Origin of the sequence: Paenibacillus herberti (assembly GCF_002233675.1) — a bacterium.
GTDB classification, from domain to species: Bacteria; Bacillota; Bacilli; order Paenibacillales; family Paenibacillaceae; genus Paenibacillus_O; species Paenibacillus_O herberti.
The window spans coordinates 578,529-601,234 of the sequence record NZ_NMUQ01000003.1 but is presented as its reverse complement, the minus strand read 5'-3'; the positions used below and the strand labels follow the sequence as shown (position 1 = coordinate 601,234).

The window sequence follows — 22,706 nt, the reverse complement described above, 5'->3', positions numbered from 1 at the left end:
ACCTCACGCAATACCCTTGACGAATGTCGTCTAAGGTCACAAGGACCCACAGCATTGCCGAGTACCTGCAGTGGTAGAGGTGCAGCAGGCCTTACCTATGTTTAGAACAATCACCGTTGTTTGTTCAACACGGTTCCCAGCAAAGGCTTATCCAACTGCATAATCATTTTGGAGGATTTTTGAAGTTGATCTCGACGGGTTTTGGAATGTTCAGCCACTAAGAGCACTCCGTCACAGGCAGAAGCAACGAGCTGTGCATCAGCGAGTTCAAGCATCGATGAAGTGTCTGCCAAAACGCGATCATAACGAGTGCTAGCTTCCCTAAACAGATCCAATAATCTGTCGCTAGACATTAATTGCGTTGAATGGGAGACCATTGAGCCTGAAGTCACTAAGTCGAGGTTGGAAATTCCCGAAGGTCTAATCACGTCGTCCAAAGGGATCGTTAAGCCCAGATAGTCTGCCAATCCTTCACGGCGCTGCTGATTAAAAAGAGTATGAAGATTGGGACGACGCAGGTTAGCGTCAACGATTAAAACCTTTTTTCCAGCAAGAGCATAGGCAATTGCCAATTGAACAATAATCGTAGTTTTGCCTTCCTGAGGTGAGGGGGATGTTATGGCGATTGATTGAATATTGCTCCGAGCGGCAGCAAAGTCAATTGTAGCCCTTAAGGATTGGCATAAGTCATTCAACAGAGGTACCTGAATGGATTCCAACATTGGACTGAGACTGCCTGTTTGTATACTCATAACGCTTGTTCTCCCGCTTTCATCGTGGAGTGGGCGGAATGCCCTTTCTTTTTATGCGGAAGGTTCAGCTGCCTTTTAGATAATTTAGGAATGATGGCAAGAGCATCGGCCCCAGTTGCTTGAACGATATCTTCCTCCTGCTTAATGGTCGAATCCAAATACTCAACTAAAATGACCGTACCACAGGAGAGCAATAATGCTGCAATTGCTGCAATCATGACATTGGAGCTGATATTTTGACCAAATGGTCTCGGATTTTCTCTCTCCTGCGCGCTAGTCAATATAGTTACATTATTAATCTTCATAATTTTAGGAATTTCCGTTTGGAACACCTTCGCAACCGCATTTACAGCTTTGACGGCTCTACCGTGATTCGTATCGGTAGCGGTCAAAGTCATTACCTGCGTCTCATTAAGAGAGCTTACTCGAATCATGGATAGAAGCTGGTTAGCTGTGAGATCAAGATCAGGGTACTGTACGACGACCTTGTCCATAATGGCGGGGGTAAGAATAATTTCTTTATACGTGTCGATGAGCCTTATACTCGATCCAATGGATGAAAAATCAATTACTTCCCCACCAGAAACTTCGACTGTATTATTGACAATGAACTTCGAGCTTGCGGAATAATAGTTAGGTGTGAGCTGCTGTGTGTAATAATATGCAGACACAGTCGAGATACTTAATAAAATAATAATCATCCACAACCGCTTTTTTAGTGCAATCACGTACCTTTTCATATCCATATCCAAGACCATTCACTCCGATCCATTCCATTATGATACAGATTGTATCTTTGTCTTTCCTCAGTTTATGATACATATTGTAACTTGTCAATCGGAAACTCAACAAAACAAAAAAAGGACTGACGTTGTACCGAGTCCTCTCTCTGTGTATTAAATCGATGATTTGTATGCAATCGGTGTTGTCTCATATCCTTGATTCTGAAGCATCTGATTAAACAAGCTTTTCTTCTCCCGTTCAAGCTCTCCAAACTTCCCACTTTGAACAATACGCCCTTCATCAACAACAAGTACTTGATCGGCCTCGCGAATGGTCGATAGCCTATGTGCAATGATGATTAGGGTTATGTGACCCTGCAGACGCGCTATCGCCTCTTGGATCTTCGTCTCATTTTCCGTGTCTAGTGAACTTGTAGCCTCATCAAGGACAAGAATCGCCGGTGCTCGCAGCATTGCCCGAGCCAGAACGATTCTTTGTCTCTCCCCTCCTGATAATCGAATGCCTCGATCTCCGATTTGGGTATCCAGCCCATCCGGCAACGCTCGGACGAACTGATCCACCGAAGCAAACTCAAGCGCCTTCCATAACTCTTCCTCACACGCATCCGGCTTCACGAGCAGAAGGTTTCCTCGCAATGAATCATTGAATAGAAAAGGATCCTGCGGAACATAACCAATTAGCTGTCTCATTTTTACTAGATCTTTTTGGGATAGAGAAACGCCGTCCAACAGAAGTTCCCCCTCATCTGGATGGAGTAAACCCATTAATAAATCAACTAGCGTACTTTTTCCCGCACCAGATTTGCCGATAATAGCAGTCATACAATTAACTGGTATTTTTATGTTTATATCTTGCAATGTATATGCACGGCTATCCTTTTCATATCGATAGCTTACTTTGCGACATTCCAATGAGTCATTGAATGTAAGCCCACTATCCCGAACAAATTCAGTCGTCAACTCCTTGGCTTCATCACATTGGTTGCGAAGCTCTTCCAGGCTTACATATGCGGGATAATAGGAAGCAATCTGCTCTAAGCTGGATTGCAGGCCGGAGAAACGGGGCCATAGTCTAGAAAATACGACGAGGATTAGAAGAAGCTGCTCCAGGGTCGTATGAAAAAGCTGAACCGAAGCATAAACCAAGCCTGCAATTAACAGGGCAGAAAAAACTTGAAATAATAGCTGAGTCGAAGTTTTTAAACGGAAAAATTCTAGCTGCTCCTGGTGAATTTTGCGTGTTGCCTTATCCAGCCATTGTAATCTTGATGCTTCGAGTTGGTTGGATTTAATTTCCTTTACCCCGCTCAATTGATCCGATACACCTGCCAGCAGAGCTCGAGCAGATTGTGTGGATTGAGAACCCAACCCCCTTGCTCGACGAAGAAACTTCCTTGAAAATAAAAAAATGAGAGATCCGCTAATGAGTATACTTATTGTCAGTGGTACCGACAACCAGAAGGAGATTCCGATTTGAATCATAGTAAAAATGACTGAAACGAGTACTTGAAGGCTAAGCGTAACTCCTCCATTTACTCTGCCGATTTCGCTGGTCATCGAACTGATTAGATCCGATTTGCGTTTTTTCAAAAAAAAGGACCATTCCGCATCCAAAATCTTTTGGTACGTTTCTTTTTTCATCATTAAATCGAATTCTTGACTGATTCTCATATTTTGCAGCGTTACAAACCTTTTGAAATAAACCTGACCCAGCATAACTAAAACAAAAATAAGAAGAATAACAGGCAAGATCATTTCAGGAGAAAGCTGCGAAGATAATGGAGACAGCGGTGTTGACCCCGACTGAAAACCGCCAATGCCACCCGCTTTCAGCATGGGCACAAGCAGTAAAATTCCGATTCCTTCAAGCAAGCTGACTGCAACCATGCCAGCAATATTCATATACAGCTTCGATCCCGCAAAAGCCCATATTTTCCGAAGAAAAAAGAGTACGGCTCGCATAGGCTCCCTCCTCTAAAGCAAAGGCTCTTGCCTTGCTTTACGCCAAATCCATAAAAATGGCCTTAATGGGAAATATAGAAAATGAAAAGGTTTTGGCAAAGGCATCGTTTTTTCATCTTGTGGATATGGATGGAACAAGCTGAGAAGGAACAGGAATTTATGAAGAGGCGATTTCATTGAGAACAAATAGCGCTTATGATCTCTGATAAAACCAGCTTGGGGAGTGGAGGACACATTAATGGTTTCCTTTAAATAGTATGAAGGTCTCGAAGTCAATTGATCCCCTTTTGAACCAGGACGAATCGGTAGAAAAACGCTTGGAAGAGGAGTATTCAATATTCTGGAGGCCATCAATAGCGTTTGATCACCAAGATGCAGCGCCTGGAACCGGCGCAGAAGCTTACGTACGGCATCCCAATCTACATTCCTTCGCAGCAGCCGATCCATATCGAGCAGCCAACGAAGACGAAACCACCCATGTCTTGCTCCGTGCAGCGTCAAATAGTAAAATAAGTGGGTTGAGCCTAGATAGTAAACCGAACAAGAGGGCAAATTACTTCTGCGCCTCTCCCGCCACAATTCTTCAAAGCTCGGCTCCATAAGAGGTCCGGGACTGAGTCGCCAATGAATTTCAACAAAGGTTTTTGTAAGTGAATTGTAGTACGTACGATGATGCTGCCGCCACTTCCATTCATTGAACAAAGACGGCTCGAAGTCGTCCGTTTGATAGCCTAAACGTTCCATCAATCGGTCCAGCGTAAATAAATTGCCCGATACAGCTTTTAAATCAATCAAAATATCCAGATCAGAAGAGTTTCTTAGGGATAAATCCCCGTATAGCTCAAAGGCCAGCGTCGGCCCTTTAAGAAATAAACTGCGAACCCCGCTTACCTCCAGTTCATCATGGATTCGGCTTGATTCTCCTGCAAGCATCATCATCTTGAATAAATTATCTCGATGTTCTTCCCTTAGTCTTTTTAATACAAAGTCAGGAATTGAATGATCTGCTTCCGCCTTGAAAAAATGATGAAGCAGAGGCAGCACTCTGTGATGGCCTGCCAACTGAAGAAAGCTATTCCAATCTACTCGCTCATACAATTGAACTTCTTGAAGCTTCTCATCCGCACAGTAGCTCTTAAAAATGGCGTAAAGTAAGCTTTGTTCCTTATCCATGCGACCAGCCCTCTTTATCTTTATGGCGTTTGACCTTGCGATGAAAACACGCAACAATTGTATAGTTGTCCATTTCATCTGAACCACTGATATAAACCGATCCGCAGCGCAGCCAAGCATGGGCTCCAAGCTGGCCAGCTTCATTTCTACCAGTACCTAGGTAGAGAGTGCTTTCAAAGCCTCTCCGCTCCAACATTTTCAGTGCCGCGATTGCCCTTACGAGGCATTTACTGTCAAATGGAGTGTTTCGAGCAACCATATGCAGGAAATAGGAGATCTGTTTTAGCTGCTTCTTTTCCGTTACTATCTCCCTAGGTGATTCTGCATGTGCATCGCCGAGCCAAGGTACCATTTTGGCAAAGGGGATCATGACCATCACTCTGGCAAGAGCCAAATAACAAAAGGCTTCCAGTAGCAGCCCTTTTTCGCCCTTTTTCAGCTTGAAAAAGATGCGTATCGAAGCACTAAGCTTCACCCTTTAACCCTCCGCAGGCTCTACAGTAATGAGTTTCTCTGACAGCAGCTGATTCAAGAATTCAGAAAGATCCTCTTCGCAATCTGATTCGGCTACGCCGTATTCCTGCATCAGTTGAGCTTTTAGTTCCTGGATCGTGCAAGGAGTCTCTATGAGCTCCCATATCCTTCCCCCAATAGCTCCCAGGTTATAATATTTACCATCACTGATGCTCAGCATGACTTTTTCTCCATCCATATCACTCGCGAGCAGACCAGGCTGCTGAGAAACAACGCTCAAAACATTAATTGTTGCTGCCATTGCTGAACATCTCCTTTTTCAAGTTTGCTTATCAACCTGTCTACCATCAATGGGGCAGTAAAGCCGGCCGTTTTTCCGGGCCGTTCAAGCCGTTTTACCGTTGTAGACGCCGCAAGAGCGGTTAAGCTCTGAAAATGCCAATCGCTCAAGCCCATCCCTTCAATAAGAGACTTACGGAAAGTATGCTGATGCAAAACACCGAGTTTATGCAGTCCGTTTAATTCATTCAACGTCATTGTCTCGTTGTCCGTCTGAACAAGCTCAAAAATGCCGCCTAGCGGTACAGGACTGTTTTTAAACCTATTTTTTATAGGGATCGCATATTTTGCTTCCCTCTCAAAAATAGGGCGATATTCATCGTTAGTTAAACCAAGCTCTTGAAGGCTTTCTTGCCAAAGCTTCTGCTGCGGATAAGCCGGACTAACAATCGGCACCCCAGCTTCATAACCTTCTAATGCAATAACATCATCCGATAAAAGCAAACATCCACGCTGCATAAAACAGTTTGCAAGCGTCGATTTTCCTGCACCAGAATGTCCAACGAATGCGTAAGCTTTTTCGCCAATTTGGATACAGCTCCCGTGAAGAGCCAATGTTCTTCTTTGCATAAGCAGCGCACCCATGCAAGTACCCAACAAGTACAATCTGAGCTTATCGAGCTTAACATTGTCTTCCGGATCATATCGTATTGTTCGTCCGTCCAGTACTTCAAATAGTGCCGTTCCTTCAATGCGGAACAATAATCTACCTTCTGACAAAAAGGTATTTTTACTCTGGCCAGAAACTTCTCTCCAGTCATCTTGAAGCGAGCCTCTGACGATGACAAAATCCGGAGTCGTGTTAAGTAGATCAGCATAACTGTCCAAAAGCTCTGTCAAAGGAAGATCGCTGTGAAAGTTTAGTCCAAAGACCTGATAGCAATAATCCATCATTCTCGCCTCACTCCTAAACGATGGCATTAATATGAAAAAGGCCCTTATCCCTTGCAGCATAAGGGCCTTTTTCATGGGAGCAACATCAGCTATGATGTTGAGTTTCCTCATCTGGATCAAAAGAGTCCGGTATAGCTACGCCAGGACCTGCGAGCGTCAGCTTAACGTCAAGAACTTCCAGAGATGGCTTGTTCCATTGTTTGCTCATGTATTTCACCCCCTTTCACTTTATTAATGAAGCGATATAACACTAAGGCACGCATCATCATTGCAAAATCTCCGCCATAAACGGCATGAGCCTCGGGCAGCTTCCTATTTTCACTTATTGCTCTTTGAATCATGGGGATATTCATGTATACCGCCATTTGAGGATCTTTGCAGAGCTGCTCCATCTCATTCAGGAATTGCAACCATTGGTCCTTCATACGAAGAATTCCATCGGCTCCTTGGATTCCGCGAATGTTATAATTCAGTCTCACTCGATCTGGCAAGAGCCCTTGAGTTGCCCTCCGAACCATAGCTCGATCCATTCCATCCTTAACGAACTGATTAACAGGCAAACCAAGGCAAAATTCCACCAGTCTGCGATCATTCGTAGGGTCCCGATACCAAACCTTGTGTTTTAAAGAAAGTTTTGTTCCACTGACCCCGCTGTTCGTCCAATGTATGACCTGCTCAAATTGCCGGCTTCTTGCCTCGAACATCGTGGAAGAAGGGGCACCTGCTTTGTAAACCCCTGAATGAGCAAGACCTTCGTAGATGTTGGTTGTAGCTGCAAATTCAGGATTAATCATTTGTTCAAGAGGAGTTAATGGTCGGGCTGAACCCCGGGAAGGGAATGCTCTTGATTTAATTAAAGAAAGCAGTTTTTTTCGGCCGATTCCACGATTTTTTGAGTAACAGGATATTTCCTTGTATAAATCTAGAAACCTAAACTGTTTCATTAGCTGAGCGTAATAATCCAGTGCCGGTCCCCACGATAGGGTATAGTTTCCTCTTCCCCCATTTAACAGAACGCCTACACCAGAAACTTCTGCTTTTTCAAAGATTCCAGAGAGCCAGTAAGAGTTTTCAATAAATTTATAAGGCATCTCCAACGTCTCCAGCCATTGATCTATATCAGATAATGGACTCCGATCCGCAAAGCTGAAGTAGGAATCTCGTATATTTCCAGAAAACTCAACCGTACTTTTTATGTATGGCCGCTCGTCTGCTAATCGGCTTCCGGTTGTCCAATCCTCAAAATCATCAAGCGGAATATAGCTGAACGAGTGCAGTTGCTTGCCCCTAAGTCTAAGCTCTTTGGCGGCAAAAGCTGCCACCGCACCTGAATCCAGGCCACCGCTTAGAAAAGAGCCAACCTGACGGTGAGTACGCAATCGAGAAGTGACTGCTGTACTAAAACGTTCTTTAAATGCCTCCACATGCTCCGCATCACTAAGGCGTCCTATGTTTTCTGGCTTTATTTCCCCATAACGCTTGATTGTTGTACGTCCATCTTTTACGGTAATGCTATGAAACGGAGGGAGCTGTTTGATGCATTGAAACACGGTGCTGTTGGGATCCATTGTTTCAATACGTCCAGGATTTGCAAGGAACTCTGCTACCCACTGCTCATTCAGAGCAGAATCTATTTCCGTTAAATGCAGCAACGGACGAATGAGTGTACAAAAGGCAAACATTCCTTCCGACTGCGTATAATAGAGAGTGCGATTACCAGAAAAGTCTCTTGCCCCGAACCATTGCTGTTTTTCTGTATCCCAAAGCATAAATGCAAAATCACCGATCAAGTAGTCAGGGCAGCTTTCACCCCATTTTTCATAACTCAGAAGGATCAATTCAGAATCTGTTATGACCCGGTCGGGCCAATTCCTGAGAGATAATCTCTCAAATAATTCCGAGCGATTGTCGAGAATGGCATCCGCCGCAAGCACTATTTTTTTTTCGAAACCAGAGACATTTGGCTGCTGAAGACCAATATCCTCTGGTGTAATCCACTGGGATACACAGCCAATAAAAATGGTCTTATCGAACCAGTTTCCAATATGATCGGAGGGATAACATTCGAAATGGGACATCATTCGCTCGGAAACGATATTAATAGGTAGACTTAATTCTTGATTGGAATAACCTGCGATAGCCCCCATCTCTCTCCTCCTACAGTTGAATCAGAGCGATACATATTGTAGCAACTAAAATATACTGTATTTCTGAGTTTACTGTCAAGCAATATATTTAGACAAAATTCAACTTAATTTTTATCCTTATGTTGGTAACTACATAGCTGATTTGATACAATATGTATAAAGATAAGAGTGGAGGAATTGTACAATGAATGGGTCGGCTAATCACCAAAAAAAGCGATTACTTTTATTTTCGAGCTTAATTATGATCTCAGTCTTTACATTGATATTGATTTTCAATAATAATTCTATACCACTGAAAGTAAGTGCAGCTGAAGAAAAGGGAGTATTAAATTCATCCTATACGGATTGGAGACAACAAGAGGTTCCCTTTGGTACGGCATCATTTAATTTATCTCCATGGCGATCTTACATGGATACATGGGATGGGAACCGCTTTTTGGAAACGGCCGGAGTTGTATTTAATGGGGTATCAGCCAAGGAGGCAGATGCAACCGCGCAAGTATTGGCTGAAGCCGGATTTCGATCTGCAAGAGTTGAAATAGGCTGGGGGAATATATCCTTTGATAACGAATCAAAGCTTGTACCTCATGCGAAGGAAAATATGTCAATAATTCTTCAAGCCTTACAGAAACATAACCTGCGCCCAATCATTCTTCTAAATGCAAACTCAGGAAATCCAGTTCCCTCTAAACTTGTCAAAACAAAACTAAAACGAGCCGCAAAAAAAGGGGCTCGTGAAATATATGTAAGCACTACCTCGAACATTAAGCCTAACTTTACAGGTCTTTCAGGGCAAGCCTATCAAACGATGTATCCGATTATTACGGACGTAGATGCAAAAACAGGCCGTCTCAAACTTTCCGCGCCATTGACTAAAAATCTCAATGCTGGTGAATTGAAATTGACCCAGCTTAAATATCGTCCCTTTTCTGGCATTGAGTATAGTGATGGTAAAGTAAATCCATATGGCGCTCAAACATATGCAGGCTGGCTTAAATACGTTAAAACATTAACAACTGAAGTAAAGCGCATCTTGAATACAGAAAATAAAGATGATGCCGGTTTTGACTTGGAAGTTTGGAACGAGCTTACATTCGGAAGCCAGTTTCTGGACATAAATCATTACTATGAGAAAAAAATCAAGTTTTCCAAAGAGTATACCCTCGTTCAGGGAGATCGTACTTCAAAGGGGATCATTACTTTATTGCCCCTTACGATTCAATATATCAAAGACACAGAAAACCGCTTACCTAATGTAAATGTTATTAATGGATTCTCTAATCAACGGCCTTGGGATAACGGAACTGAGCTTTTGAATGGTCAAAATGGATTCAGCCGCCACTACTACACTGAGTATTCAGCCAATTCGTTGATCACGAGGCAAAGTGACTCAACCCTTCGTTACAAACATCTTTATTCCAATGGTCAGTCTGTAACTGGGAAAGAGGTTTTTGTTCCTAACCATGTCGCTGCTATGCCAGAGTACTGGTTTTACGGTTATAAAACCGAGTTTGTGGTGAGAGATATTCAACCGTTTCCCGGCCCATGGACCCTTCATTCACGATATGCCAATAATGGCAATGGCCAATCTGCTCAAGTGTGGATGACCGAAACCAACTGGTGGCGAGGCCCGTTTGCCGATGAGCTCATGAAAAAAGCAAAAGTCCGCAAAACAGACCCTCGTTTAACATCGCTCATGCAGCAAATTGGTGCTAAAACTACTTTAAGACTTCTGACTATGGCTTCTCATAAAGGAATTCAAACGGTCAATATCTATTCGGCAAAAGGCGGAGATTTGAATCATGGCGTATTTTCAGATAAGTTTTTTAAAGTGCTTAAAGCGAATAACTACAAGTTAACGGATGAGGTGCGAGCTGCTGCTGGGCCGCAAATAAAGGCTATGAAGACATTCAGTGCAATCATGCGTGAAGGTCAGCCTATTAAGAATACAAGAGCACTTCATGTCGAGAAAGTCGTTGAACCGGTGGAAAGACTTGTCTGGAAAGGTGATGGCAGCACTGCCAACCCAGACCGATATAACCGCGATGATCTTGCCATTCTTCCTTATCAATTGAATGATAAACGATTCGCTATCGCTTATTATGTGGTGACACGGAATATGACTCAACCATTCCAGGGCTCCTACGGTCTTTTAGATCCAAAACGTTATACGATGATTCCGCAGAAGTTTGAAATTACATTGTCCAATGTAGCGGGTATAGATGCGAAGGTATACGTTTTGGATCCAATAACACAAGAAAAAGAAAATGTAGTGATTAAAAATAGCTCCCCTAATACACTGACAGTGGAAGTGAATACGGTGGATTACCCAAGATTATTGATGGTCGAGGAAAAAGCCCCGGGACCGCTGCTTACCGAAACCGAATTAGTTGCTGCAAGTTCAAATGCTGGTGCTTCATTTAGCCTCAAGTCCAATGTTTCGGGAAAAGCAATCGTTAGCTGGGGGACCTATCCGGCTCGATCCAGCGGTGCATTCACTCTTGAAAAATATGCATCTAAACAAGATCCAGCGCCTTTGCAAACTTATCAAATCCCTCTTATTAATAAAGATATGATGCCGGCATTGACTAAAGGCTATTGGAAATGGAAGGGGATATTGAGACCAAAGTTTTCGGAGCACTACTCCTTCATTATGGACACAGCATCATGTAATGCTTCTTTGAAAGTCAATAATCAGCCCATTACTTCCGGTTGCGGCACGTCGCCAAAAGCGAATGAGATTTACTTAGAAGCTGGTAAAACCTATGAGCTCGAAATGACTCTCTTAAATGTTCATTCTTCAGGAAAATCTTTTATTTCTTTATATTGGGCTAGCGAGACTGTAGCCAAAACTTTAGTTCCGGCTGATTCAGCAGGCATTAATGAAACAACGATTGACTTGGTCGGAAATTCGCCAGCTTCTGTACAGCTTCCAGACTTTAAAAAGGGAGACGGCGTAAAAGTATCGTTTACTACGAATGATGACAGTTTGACAACCCGTTTTCCAAACTGGGATTATGATACCCGAGGTGTCTGGTGGGAAAACCAGCCTTAACTCGTTCCATGACATAGCTCAGCCCCTTCGATTCCTAAGAAATTGAAGGGGCTGAGTTTCTTTTTATTAACTATAAATGAGCAAATTCACTTCCAGTGAACTGTAAAATGACAAAAAAATAGAGACATTGCGTTCTCCTTGTGGTAAAAAGTAGTCACCACAACCGATTTTCACACCAAGGAGAAATTGCTATGTCTCATACCGTCATCGTACCTGATCATTCCGCGCTACGCAACTACTTGTTACAGCAGCGTTTGCCGCTTTACTACTCTAAACCTGTCGTCGCGCATATCGAGACATACATGGCAGCCGCTACGGCGAAAGGCTTTCGTGGCAAGGTTGTGGATCTGGCCGAGTATAGTAACTGCCATCGTACAACGCTTGGACACTTTCTGGCTGAAGGCAAGTGGGATGAAACGGTGTTGCAAAATAAAGTCAAGAACGAGTCGCTTCGGCGCGTGGTCCAAATCGCCAACCAGACGGCAGAGCCGCTGTTTGTCATTCATGATGATACGATCTCCAAGAAGACCAAGCCTTCGTCACAGGCACAATCTCCGATAGAACAGACCGGATTTCATCATTCTCATCTGGAAGGAAAAATCGTATGGGGCCATCAAGTGCAAGCGACGGTGGTCCAAAGCAGTGACACTTCATTAATTCACTCTATTGACTTGTACGACAAAACGAAAACGAATCCCGACGGCACCCCGTATACGAAAATCGATCACGTGTGCGAGATGGCTGCTACGCTTCCACTTCCACCTCATGGCGGCTATGTGCTTGTCGATTCTTGGTTTACAGGTACACGGGTCATTGATAGCTACGCCTCTGCTGGGTATCACCTAATAGGGGGTCTTAAAACCAATCGAATCATTTACCCGCAAGGCATTCGCATTTCCGTGCAAGATTTTGCCGCCCATATTCGCAAAGAAGACGTTCGCCTTGTGACCGTGAACGGAACTTCGTACTGGACGTATCGATATGAAGGCACCTTAAATGATATTGAAAATGCCGCTGTCCTTCTGTGCTGGCCAGAGCAAGCGTTTGGCGTGCCCAAAGCCCTACGTGCTTTTTTGTGCACCGACGTCTCCTTGGATGCCGAAACGATTTCCACGTACTATAGCAAACGTTGGCCGATCGAGATCTTTTTTCGCCAGTCTAAAAATAACCTGGGTTTCGACACGTACCAGGTTCGTTCGGCAACTTCCTTTATCCGTCTGTGGGCGCTGCTGGCCTGGACGCATTTGTACTGTACCACCGGTCTAGAACGACCTTGCCCATTTGGCGATGGATTGCGTACCGTTCGTAAGCAAGTCCAACTGGATCGGCTCCAGTTTGTCTACGATTGCGGTCAGAATGGGATTCCGTTTGACGTTGTTCGTAAACAATTTAAATTGGCCTAAGTGTATTTAGGATTTTCTGTATCCGATTTTGCTCGTTTATAGTTATTAAGTTTCTAGTTTAAAGTCCAAGCTCAAAAAATACTTGCCATTCGGCAAGCACTTGATCTTATTTTTTCACACCAGCCATTAATGCCATCAGCACAGCCCAACGTTTAAAAGGCCATAGACGGTAACCAACCTGGCCCATTTGACCGACTTGTCTTAAAGCATCCCGTCTACGATTTTCATGGGCATAGGCAATGGAACATTCCAGAATAGCAGCTCGCAACTTTGCTTCAAGCAGCTCCCGCTCCTGCTGATTTAAGCCTACTGCAGTTTGCTCTCTTGTCATAGTCAGGCATTCAACCTTGCTGACTGAATTCTCTAGTCTTTTTTTAGACTGCTGGCCATTATGAATTCGGCAGCTACCCAAGTAATCTTTAATAAAAATTCCATTAAAACGCTTCGCGCCAAGCTTAAGAAAAAGAGCATAATCAGGGACAAGTCCACCGTAAGCTTGAAAGTATCCTATAGCTTTCAATGCATTACTCCTGAATAAGGTTACATGCAGAGAGAATACACATGCCTTATTTACTAATGTTCTTCTGAATACATCCCTATAAAGCCCGCTTTCCATACCTGATCTGCCGCAGTATTGTTCAAACTCTTTACTTTTTTCAGCGATTACAATACTATTATCATCCATAAAGCTATGATTGGCAGAACAGAATGCCGCTTCCGGCTCATTTTTCAATGCTACGAATGACTTTTCCAAAAACGGAGGAAACCACATATCATCGTCATCAAGCATGGCGATATAATCTCCACTTGCAAGTTGAATGGCCTGCTGACGATTAGCGAGCTGCCCAAGACCCGGTGTATTTGAAACATGCATAAGTCTTACTTTACCTTCCATTTTCCGTTTCCAGTTGTCTATAATCTCCTTTGTCTGGAGATCCGCCCCATCCTCGCTTACAACGATTTCATCGGGTAATCTCGTTTGAGCCATAATTGAATTCAGGGATTCTTCAAGATAATGGGGTCTTCCGCAGGTAGGCACGGCTACACTAATCGTAGGCATATTCATAACTCTTCCCTCCACATCAGAACAGAATAACCGGTCTTGGCTCTTTGATCCCTTTACTGAGATTCGGACGTCCTACCGAATAATAAATGAACGAAGTGGAGGCCAATTGTTCTTCCGAAAATTGGTTGCGACCATCAATTAACAGAGGGTTGCGAAGCAGCGTTTCCAGCCGTGTTAAAGACATCTCGCGGAACTCCTTCCACTCCGTCAACAAACAAAGAGCATCCGCATGTGCAGCGGCGTCTTCTGCTGTGGAACAGTAGGTTAAGGAAGAATGAGTTAACTGACGCCTGAAATTATCTTGTGCAACAGGATCATAAGCTTTGACTTGAGCCCCTCGGCTCAATAAAGTTTGGATAATTTCAATGGCTGGAGAATCTCGGACATCATCCGTTTCCGGCTTGAAGGCCAGCCCCCAAATCGCAATCGTTTTCCCTTTCAAATCAGATAACTCGAGCTCCAACTTACGGATAATATTGAACCGCTGATCACGATTGACTTCAACAACAGATTTAAGCAGCTTAAACTCATAATCTACGTTTCCGGCAATCTGAATGAGTGCTTCTGTATCCTTAGGAAAGCAAGATCCGCCATAACCAATTCCGGCACGTAGAAACGAAGGGCCTATTCTTTTGTCATATCCCATTCCAGTAGCAACTTGACTTACATCCGCCCCAACTTTCTCGCATATATTGGCAATCTCATTGATGAAAGAAATTTTGGTCGCCAAAAAAGCATTGGACGCATACTTAATCATTTCCGCACTACGGATGTCGGTGACAAGTATTTGATCAGTCAAAGGACGATGCAGCTCTAGCAGTTCAGCAATCGGCTCTTCATGGTCGACACCGATTATAATTCGATCTGGATTTAGAGTATCGCTGATTGCTGAGCCTTCACGCAGAAACTCAGGGATAGAAGCTATATCAAAAGGATAAATGGTATGCATCTGAATCAAGCTGCGGATCTTCTCATTTGTGCCTACGGGGACAGTGCTTTTTATAGCAATGATCTTGTAACCATTCATCGCTCTGCCTATTTCCTCTGCAGCCGCTATTAAATAACTGAGGTCGGCTTGGCCATCAGGTAAGGAGGGTGTTCCAACAGCAAGGATAATAAGCTCAGTGGCTGCCACGGCTGTAGGAAGGTCTGTCGTAAATGCCAGTCGACCGCCTGTAACATTTTTATGAATCATTTCCTTTAATCCAGGCTCATAGATGGGCACTTTACCGTTCTGAAGACAAACAATTTTGTCCTCAGCTTTATCGACGCAGATGACCTCATTGCCAATCTCCGCAAAACAAACTCCGGATACTAGGCCTACATAACCAGTACCGATTACCGCTATTTTCATCCCATTACCGCCCCTTAACCCGTCTGTTCCACATACAAAAGTATGTCTTGCCACTCCAAGGAAAGCCGCACGATATCTTCTTCATTCAGTTGACTGCCATTCTGGACTTCAATAAATTCCAGATCGGTAATCGCTCTTACACTGTGCCGTCTTCCCGCTGGAACCTCTACCACGTCACCGACTCTTAATGTTTTGTAAACTCCATCCAGAATCAACTCGCCAACGCCAGATGTAATGGTCCATATCTCATTTCGATGCTGATGATACTGATAACTTAAATTTTTACCTATAGAAATGCGGATACGCTTCGTCAGCACCTCATATCCGTACTCATATTTGACATAGTCGATCACCTTGTAAGATCCCCAACGTCTTTCCTCAAACATAGGCCTTTGAGCACTATCGCCATTCAAGTCCTTGATCTTTGAACTTGCTGATTTTGAAGACACGAGAATGCCGTCGGGGCTTGCTGCAACAATCGTCTCCGATAACCCGATTACCGTTATAGGAATATCTAATTCATTGATAAGATGGGTATTGACGCAATCTTCCGTGACTACCCCTTTCCCGATAACAGGTTGTTGCATCTCCCCTGCCAGCATGCTCCAGCTGCCAAGATCGCGCCATGTTCCGTTATAAGGAGTTACAATCAAATGCTTCAGTTTTTCGACGACCTCATAATCAAAACTATTTTTGGGCAGCTTGCTGTATTGCTTAATCATTTCTTCATATTGAATAGGCAAGTTCATCTCTATGAGCAGGTTAATCATTAGATCCAGCCGGAAAGCAAAAACTCCGCAATTCCATAGTGCCCCTTGCTCAAGCAATGCCTGCGCTTCCTCAAGCTTTGGCTTCTCTCTGAAGCCCTTTACTAGCTTAAATACTTCCGTTTCTTGATCGTGGTCCGTTACAGGCACAATATAACCGAAGCTCTCTGAAGGATGATCGGGTACAACCCCTATCAGCCCAAGCTCAGCGTTGGCATTGAGCATAGCAGCTTCTAGGCTTTGAACGGTATGAAAAAAAGAATCCTCAACAAAAGGATCCACTGGCATTATCGTGATAACCTCATCTAGTGGAACGCCAACAATGGAATATAAGTATGTGGATGCAAGTGCAATAGCAGGAAAAGTATCTCTTCTTTCCGGCTCGACTATGACAGCAGCATCCTGCCCCAGCTGGCTTTGCAGCACTTCGAGCTGAGAACGACTGGTTGCAATATAGCTATTCTCACTCATACCTGCTTTTTTCAATTGATTCCAGACGCGTTGAACCATCGACTCCGCATTGCCTTCTGCATTTCTCAACAAAGGAAGAAACTGCTTGGATCGCAAATCATTGGACAATGGCCAAAGACGTTTTCCAGATCCTCCTGATAAAAGTACAGTTCTCATCTGACGTCCTCCTGACTTTTAATAGGCGCCTTTTGAGCCTGAGAGCATTAAAATCGTACGGATAATAATTTTTAGATCATTGATAATGGAACGATTACGAATATATTCCAGGTCAAGCTCAACCATTTGAGGAAAATCAATATTATTTCTCCCGCTTATCTGCCATAATCCGGTACAGCCAGGCGTAACACGCAGCCTTTGCTTGTCATAAGTCGTATAGATTTCAACTTCGCGAGGGAGCGGCGGACGAGGGCCAACCAGAGACATGTCACCTCGAATTACATTCCATAGCTGAGGTAATTCATCCAAGCTTGTTTTGCGGATTATGTATCCGATCTTTGTAACTCTAGGATCTTTTTTCATTTTAAACATGGCGCCATCGATCTCATTTTGGTCCAACAAAGCAGGAAGCAGTTCCTCTGCATTCGCCACCATTGAACGAAACTTATACATACGAAAAGTTCTTTCACCCTTGCCAACACGTACTTGAGAAAAAATGATCGAACCTCTTGGATCTTCAATTTTGATAATAAGGGCCAGTAAAAAGAAAACAGGCGACAACAAGAGCAAGCCCGATCCGGCCAGCAATAAATCCATCGCTCTTTTTATTCGGATATAGAGCCTGATATTCCATTTTGGCTCCAAAGCATAAGCTGCGTAGTACGGAGAAGATTCTAAAACAACCTCCGCCTTATCTTTATTGGGAATTAGACTCATCTACAATCACCCTAATCCTAAGGAATGAGTGCTTTTGGAATATTTCTCAACCAATTCTTCTAGGGCGGTCATCAAGGGATACTTAAGTTCATCATTGCGTAGAGCAAAATCTAATGTTGTTAGTATAAACCCGAGTTTCTCCCCTACGTCGTATCGAGTTCCCTCAAAATCATAAGCGTAGACTCCTTGCGTCTCGTTCAATTGTTGAATAGCATCAGTCAGTTGAATTTCTCCGCCCGAACCAATCTGATGTTGATCCAAGAAAGTAAATATTTCGGGAGTAAATACATAACGGCCCATAATAGCCAAGTTAGAAGGTGCTGTTCCTTTGCTTGGTTTCTCAACGAAACGATTCACTTTGATTAAGCGATCGATACATTCAAGCGGATCAACTATGCCATAACGCTCTGTTTGCTCAACTCCTACAGCCTGAACCCCAATTATGGAACTCCCTGTTTTTTCATACTGATCCATGAGTTGCTTCGTGCAGGGGATTTCACCCTGAACAATGTCGTCACCCAGCAACACGGCGAAAGGCTCATTGCCAATAAATTTTCGTGCACACCAAACGGCATGCCCTAGACCCTTTGCTTCTTTTTGCCTTATGTAGTGAATTTCCAAGTTTGAGGATTTTTGCACTTCACGCAACAAAGTGAATTTCCCTTTTTCAATTAAGGTATGCTCGAGTTCAAAGGCGCTATCAAAATGATCCTCGATTGCCCGCTTCCCTTTTCCAGTCACGATGATTATTTCTTCAATTCCCGATTGAATGGCTTCTTCAACAATGTATTGAATGGTTGGTTTGTCGACAATCGGTAACATTTCTTTTGGCATCGCTTTTGTTGCTGGCAAAAAACGTGTTCCTAATCCTGCTGCTGGAATAATTGCTTTTCGTACTTTTCTCATCTCACTCACCTACCCTTATTTCTCTATTTCTTCTTTGGCTGCAAAATTCAGACTGCGTTTCTCTCTCTTGTTTTCCTTTGAAAACGCAGACTTATTGTGGGATAATTATCTAAATGACATTAGGACGAATATTTAATTCAAGTTCCGATAAGCATAGTGGACTTTATGTTCAGGAAGAGAAGGACGATGGCGTAGAATCCATTCGTTCAGCTCTTTTATCCATTCTGTTCTGGAAATCGACCGATCTAAGATGCGAAGATCGTATTCATAGAGGTAGTTTTGTTTGGCGCGTGAGGTCACGATGCCGCTTAACTGAACAATCTTACGTCCCATTTGTACACTGAAGGTGAGCCGGTATTGTTCATCGACAGGGAAACGGAGAGTTGTGGAGAATTCTAACCCGTCCGTGCTCATATGATGCAAGAGGACTTTTCGTGAGCTCGATACGACAGCCTCTCCCCTGACTTGAGAGATATGAAGATCGGCGAGCAGTTGCCGGTTCAACCTCACTCGGGGGATTGCGTCAGCGCGAGTCTCCGTATTCCGACAAATAACCATGGTTCACCTCCGACAAATGCCGCCGCCAGGCCGAAGTATGAAGCGGTCACTGGTAGGGTAGAATAATTTAAATATGATACGAATTGTATCCTTTGTATTCCCAACTTTACGATACGATTCGTAACATGTCAAGGACTTTTCATGCCTCTCTCCAAAAATTGCGTCTTTTTGTATCATTCCTTTGAGGTTGGACGTTTCCGTATTAAACTTGAATATATAGAGAATTAGGAGGTACGTAAGTGGACATTGGATCTCGGCTTGCAAGTCTGAGGGAACAGCGTGGATGGACTCAAGAACAGACTTCTCAGTCGCTTGGAATATCCCGCGCAGCCTTGAGTCACTACGAAAAAAACCGACGTGAGCCGGATACAGATACGCTCGCTAAATTTGCCGATATTTATCAAGTGTCCATCGACTATCTGGTGGGAAGAACTGACAATCCGGATTCAACGCTTGATGCGGATGTGAGGGATTTTGCTGGCAGTATCGAGCTGTCCGATCAGGAGATATTGGAGAAGTTTGCTTTCTCTATCGATGGCAGCCCGCTTACGACGGAGGAGTCCAAGATGTTTATTGCTTTTATTCGGGCTAACCGTTCCATGAAATAATAAAGAATTATTTTTCATAAAACCTGCTTATAAGCAGGTTTTTTTTAATTTCCATGCATCTTATTACACATAGATAATTTGAATCACTTTAGACATTTTACTGATTCTTCAGTCCTATTTCGACAAATGTTCCTGTTTTCTTCTGTCAATATAACCTCACATTCCGACAGTCTTTGCGTCCTAGGTCAGATATCACTAGCGTTGCATAAATAATTTCCGAATGTTCAAAATCTTCAGTTTCCCTATTTCGACACAAAAAAAGATCCTTTACAATGGGTATGGGAGGTAGTTCCTGTCCATAATCCACTGAAAGGATCAGCGCATGGATAAGGATACCCTATTTTCTTCATTTGGTAAATGGGTTGCACCCATTTTTTCAACAACGTTTTTAGATCAACTTGCTCAGAATCACGCAGATGCCTACGTCAAGAAGCTTACGGTTCCGGCCTATTTGAAACTATTCTTGCATGCCCAGCTTCAACAGCGCGAAGGACTCCGGAGCATTGCAGATGATGTCCTGAGCAAAGACTTTCAGCAAGAACTGGGTTTTGAGTCCATCTCGTTTAGCCAGCTATGCCGCAAGAACAACCAGGTGAATCCTGCCTTGCTCGAAAATCTGTTTGAGCAGCTAGCCAGGAAGGTCCTACGTAGCGAAGGCGCCACGGCTGCAGATCGTAAAACCGTCCAGGTGATCGACTCGACCACCATTTCCCTGTGCCTGCAGAGATACAAATGGGCCGAATTCCGTCAAACCAAAGCGGGCATTAAGATTCATCTACGTCTGGCGTTTATGGGGAAAGAGAGCGTTCTGCCTGAGCGTGCGACAATTACGACGGCGAAGAAAAACGACCGTACACAGATGGACGCCCTTATCGACGAGGAAGGCGCCACGTATCTATTCGATCGCGGTTATGTGGATTACAAGGCGTTCGATGATTACACGGAGCGCGGCATCCACTTCGTCACCCGGCTGAAAAACAACGCTGTCATTGAACCCCTAGAATCCTTCCCCATCCCGATGGAAAGCAGGGTGACGATGGATGAACGCGTACGGATCGGATCGGCGTCCAAGCGGGCTAAGCGGGAGTACCGCATGATTGAAACGGCGGATTCGGAAGGAAATCTGCTCATCCTAGTGACCAACCGCTTCGAACTGACGTGCGACGAGATTTCGGATATGTACCGGAGCCGCTGGGCAATTGAAACGTTCTTCAAGTGGATGAAGCAGCATCTTCGAATCAAACGGTTTTACGGCACCAGCGAACGGGCCGTGCAAAACCAGGTCTGGATGGCGCTCATTGCCTACTGCCTGCTCGTGCTGGTGAAAAAAAAGACGCAGACGCCGCATTCGCTGCTGATGCTAAGCCGCTGGCTCCGGGTACTGTTGTGGAAGCCGGCAGAGCAATGGTTAAGGCGGATTCATCGGCCACCGAGCCGCAAGTCGGCAGGACGCCGAAGGTTGAATTCAACCTGAGCAAAAGGGCCTGAGGCCTGTTGGTATTCACGTAGCAGAATATACATAAACTACCAAATGGACAGGACTACCTTTGAGAGGAGTTCGACCTTTTGGTTTTGTTGACATCGATAGTGTGTTTGAATATTCAATTTATTTTATTGTGAAGGTTTATGCAACGCTAGTGGTCAGATATACTTTATCCTATGTTCCCAATACGTAGAGAAAAAATATAGGAAATGGGAGTGGGGTACAGGAAATGGATAATAAGCATCAAGAGAAGAACGAGAGACCTCCTGTGAAGGTACTGGATGTACGACAAGTGCTCGAACAGCTCGGTATCGACCCGACTACAGCCATGAAAGAAATCTTCGGAGAACAGAGTTTGCCGATTGAAGTGCAGGATGAGCACAACTCCCCCAAACGGACTTGATGTCGTAAGCCTTTCCCATTCTTGAGGACTCTTCCCCCCTAGAAGTATGCCTTATTAATGAGATTAAGCGGATCGATTGTTCCTCGCTACACATTCATGCTACATACCGTATATATTCACCAGATACATATCGTCTCAAAATTGCATGAAAAATAAATAGACAGCCTTCCGAGTGGTTACCGGAGCTGTCTATTTTTTATCGTATATTTCAAGCAATCTATTCACTTAGAATTAGGATACCCACACCCTGCTGTCCTCGCGTATATGAACCTGTTCCCCAGATGCCAGCCTCGCGGAAATATGGAACATTCCTTTGGTAGCCTCCAGATGAGGCTCAACGGTCCAGCTATCATCGCTCATCAATGCAGAGAGATCATCGCAAAACTGTCCATGCTCCGTATAATGCTTCCGTTGCCGATAATAGAGCTTACGCAGCTCCCATTTTGCAATCTCCACCTGTGGCAGTTTAGTGTCTATCGGATGGTCGCCTTCCGAGAACCATACCAATCCCCATAACTCCGGATAATGCATATTGACGATGCCCATAGGAGACCACACCCAGTTTTCTTCCGGTAGCGGTTTGCCCGTCTGCTCATTTTTGCGCTTCACATATTGGCCGTTCACGATATCTGTATGCCACTCCACACGCGAGAAATTGACTCTCCAATATTCCCCTGCTCCAGGAGGACGGCCGCCCTTGGCGCATTCCTTCAAAGCGCTCCACGGCATCGCCACCTCTAACGTCCACTTGCGGTTCGCCGCGCCCGGCTTGTTGATTTCCCCGTCAATATGAACCGCCGTTTTGAGGCCGTTAATATCCCATCCGTTCACTGGAGGCCCGCCGTCCCGGTAAGGCTTAACGAGCAGAAGATCCCATACCGTGTTGAAGGCGTTTATCTCAAACTCATAGTATTGATGGGTATCTCCGTCCGGGTCGATGAAAATCTCAAAGTCATTGTCGTAAAAAATGACGGAGTCCCTTTCGGTCAGCGTCGCCCATATTTCATCTTCAATGAGCTCGACTCCAAAATAAAAGTATTCGTCGTCCCACGCCATTTTGACGCGAGTCTGTTTGGCCGGTTTCGGCCGCAGATCACCTTCAATATCAACAAAATCATCGGTCCATGGAACCTGCGACCAGAACGATTTGTCCAGACGGCCATCTAATACGAGTGGCTCGCTGGATTTCCTGCATACATAATGTTTTGGATTAAAAACAAGACTTGGTTCAGGCACGTTGTCGTAAGACATGGATCATTCCTCCTGCTCTCATTC

At 44.2% G+C, this 22,706-nt stretch carries 21 protein-coding genes; 5 read left to right on the top strand and 16 right to left on the bottom strand.

The features are described 5' to 3' along the window. Nucleotides 1-110 precede the first annotated feature (110 nt). The 9 genes from CGZ75_RS22090 to CGZ75_RS22055 form a co-directional block, all read right to left on the bottom strand. Nucleotides 111-752: a CpsD/CapB family tyrosine-protein kinase gene (locus CGZ75_RS22090; protein ID WP_089526416.1), complete on the bottom strand. Its 642-nt coding sequence runs from the start codon at nucleotides 750-752 to the stop codon at nucleotides 111-113. Next, complete coding sequence (locus CGZ75_RS22085; protein WP_245851073.1) at nucleotides 749-1,498, bottom strand: YveK family protein; 750 nt, start codon at nucleotides 1,496-1,498, stop codon at nucleotides 749-751. The genes CGZ75_RS22090 and CGZ75_RS22085 overlap by 4 nt, the downstream gene beginning before the upstream one ends. A gap of 150 nt (nucleotides 1,499-1,648) precedes the next feature. Continuing rightward, nucleotides 1,649-3,457 carry an ABC transporter ATP-binding protein gene (locus tag CGZ75_RS22080; RefSeq protein WP_089526414.1) on the bottom strand — a complete coding sequence of 603 codons (1,809 nt, stop codon included), beginning with the start codon at nucleotides 3,455-3,457 and terminating at the stop codon, nucleotides 1,649-1,651. 12 nt (nucleotides 3,458-3,469) lie between these two features. Further along, a complete protein-coding gene (locus tag CGZ75_RS22075) occupies nucleotides 3,470-4,630 on the bottom strand; it encodes a nucleotidyltransferase domain-containing protein (RefSeq protein ID WP_176444969.1) in 1,161 nt (386 codons plus the stop codon). Then, nucleotides 4,623-5,105, bottom strand: coding sequence for a lasso peptide biosynthesis B2 protein (locus CGZ75_RS22070; RefSeq protein WP_245851041.1), 483 nt, complete (start codon nucleotides 5,103-5,105; stop codon nucleotides 4,623-4,625). Before CGZ75_RS22070 ends, CGZ75_RS22075 begins: the two co-directional genes overlap by 8 nt. Before the next feature lie 3 nt (nucleotides 5,106-5,108). Then, the gene (locus CGZ75_RS22065) at nucleotides 5,109-5,405 is read right to left on the bottom strand and encodes a lasso peptide biosynthesis PqqD family chaperone (protein WP_089526412.1); all 297 of its coding nucleotides are present in this window, start codon (nucleotides 5,403-5,405) and stop codon (nucleotides 5,109-5,111) included. Further along, the gene (locus CGZ75_RS22060; protein ID WP_089526411.1) at nucleotides 5,381-6,337 is read right to left on the bottom strand and encodes a phosphoenolpyruvate carboxykinase (ATP); all 957 of its coding nucleotides are present in this window, start codon (nucleotides 6,335-6,337) and stop codon (nucleotides 5,381-5,383) included. Before CGZ75_RS22060 ends, CGZ75_RS22065 begins: the two co-directional genes overlap by 25 nt. A gap of 85 nt (nucleotides 6,338-6,422) precedes the next feature. Further along, on the bottom strand, nucleotides 6,423-6,545 hold the full coding sequence (locus tag CGZ75_RS24880) for a paeninodin family lasso peptide (RefSeq protein WP_141136869.1): 123 nt from the start codon (nucleotides 6,543-6,545) through the stop codon (nucleotides 6,423-6,425). Continuing rightward, nucleotides 6,505-8,484 (bottom strand): asparagine synthase-related protein, encoded by a 1,980-nt coding sequence (locus tag CGZ75_RS22055; RefSeq protein WP_089526410.1) that lies wholly within the window; start codon nucleotides 8,482-8,484, stop codon nucleotides 6,505-6,507. Before CGZ75_RS22055 ends, CGZ75_RS24880 begins: the two co-directional genes overlap by 41 nt. Nucleotides 8,485-8,668: 184 nt before the next feature. Here CGZ75_RS22055 and CGZ75_RS22050 point away from each other — a divergent pair, with 184 nt between their 5' ends. Together CGZ75_RS22050 and CGZ75_RS22045 are read left to right on the top strand one after the other, a co-directional pair. After that, the gene (locus CGZ75_RS22050) at nucleotides 8,669-11,539 is read left to right on the top strand and encodes a PA14 domain-containing protein (protein ID WP_141136868.1); all 2,871 of its coding nucleotides are present in this window, start codon (nucleotides 8,669-8,671) and stop codon (nucleotides 11,537-11,539) included. A gap of 191 nt (nucleotides 11,540-11,730) precedes the next feature. Beyond that, complete coding sequence (locus tag CGZ75_RS22045; RefSeq protein WP_089526408.1) at nucleotides 11,731-12,942, top strand: IS701 family transposase; 1,212 nt, start codon at nucleotides 11,731-11,733, stop codon at nucleotides 12,940-12,942. Between the two features lie 106 nt (nucleotides 12,943-13,048). Here the strand turns inward: CGZ75_RS22045 and CGZ75_RS22040 are convergent, their stop codons facing one another. From CGZ75_RS22040 to CGZ75_RS22015, 6 genes are all read right to left on the bottom strand, one after another. Then, nucleotides 13,049-14,008: a glycosyltransferase family A protein gene (locus CGZ75_RS22040; RefSeq protein ID WP_089526407.1), complete on the bottom strand. Its 960-nt coding sequence runs from the start codon at nucleotides 14,006-14,008 to the stop codon at nucleotides 13,049-13,051. A gap of 16 nt (nucleotides 14,009-14,024) precedes the next feature. Next, nucleotides 14,025-15,362: a UDP-glucose dehydrogenase family protein gene (locus CGZ75_RS22035; protein WP_089526406.1), complete on the bottom strand. Its 1,338-nt coding sequence runs from the start codon at nucleotides 15,360-15,362 to the stop codon at nucleotides 14,025-14,027. Nucleotides 15,363-15,376: 14 nt separating this feature from the next. Beyond that, nucleotides 15,377-16,756 carry a sugar phosphate nucleotidyltransferase gene (locus CGZ75_RS22030; protein ID WP_089526405.1) on the bottom strand — a complete coding sequence of 460 codons (1,380 nt, stop codon included), beginning with the start codon at nucleotides 16,754-16,756 and terminating at the stop codon, nucleotides 15,377-15,379. Between the two features lie 18 nt (nucleotides 16,757-16,774). Then, entirely contained in the window at nucleotides 16,775-17,473 is a 699-nt protein-coding gene (locus CGZ75_RS22025) for a sugar transferase (protein WP_089526404.1), read from the bottom strand. Between the two features lie 6 nt (nucleotides 17,474-17,479). Beyond that, on the bottom strand, nucleotides 17,480-18,379 hold the full coding sequence (gene galU / locus CGZ75_RS22020) for a UTP--glucose-1-phosphate uridylyltransferase GalU (protein ID WP_089526403.1): 900 nt from the start codon (nucleotides 18,377-18,379) through the stop codon (nucleotides 17,480-17,482). Nucleotides 18,380-18,511: 132 nt separating this feature from the next. Next, the gene (locus CGZ75_RS22015; protein WP_089526402.1) at nucleotides 18,512-18,937 is read right to left on the bottom strand and encodes a hypothetical protein; all 426 of its coding nucleotides are present in this window, start codon (nucleotides 18,935-18,937) and stop codon (nucleotides 18,512-18,514) included. A 239-nt stretch (nucleotides 18,938-19,176) separates the two neighbouring features. Between CGZ75_RS22015 and CGZ75_RS22010 the strand changes: the two genes are divergently transcribed. From CGZ75_RS22010 to CGZ75_RS25480, 3 genes are all read left to right on the top strand, one after another. Continuing rightward, a complete protein-coding gene (locus tag CGZ75_RS22010; RefSeq protein WP_089526401.1) occupies nucleotides 19,177-19,545 on the top strand; it encodes a helix-turn-helix domain-containing protein in 369 nt (122 codons plus the stop codon). Nucleotides 19,546-19,867: 322 nt separating this feature from the next. Then, nucleotides 19,868-21,019, top strand: a complete 1,152-nt coding sequence (locus tag CGZ75_RS22005; RefSeq protein ID WP_089523815.1) for an IS4 family transposase — start codon at nucleotides 19,868-19,870, stop codon at nucleotides 21,017-21,019. Between the two features lie 238 nt (nucleotides 21,020-21,257). Next, nucleotides 21,258-21,431 (top strand): hypothetical protein, encoded by a 174-nt coding sequence (locus CGZ75_RS25480; RefSeq protein ID WP_176444968.1) that lies wholly within the window; start codon nucleotides 21,258-21,260, stop codon nucleotides 21,429-21,431. A gap of 231 nt (nucleotides 21,432-21,662) precedes the next feature. Here CGZ75_RS25480 and CGZ75_RS22000 read toward each other — a convergent pair whose 3' ends face one another. Continuing rightward, nucleotides 21,663-22,682: a carbohydrate-binding family 9-like protein gene (locus tag CGZ75_RS22000; protein WP_089526400.1), complete on the bottom strand. Its 1,020-nt coding sequence runs from the start codon at nucleotides 22,680-22,682 to the stop codon at nucleotides 21,663-21,665. Between the last annotated feature and the right edge of the window lie 24 nt (nucleotides 22,683-22,706).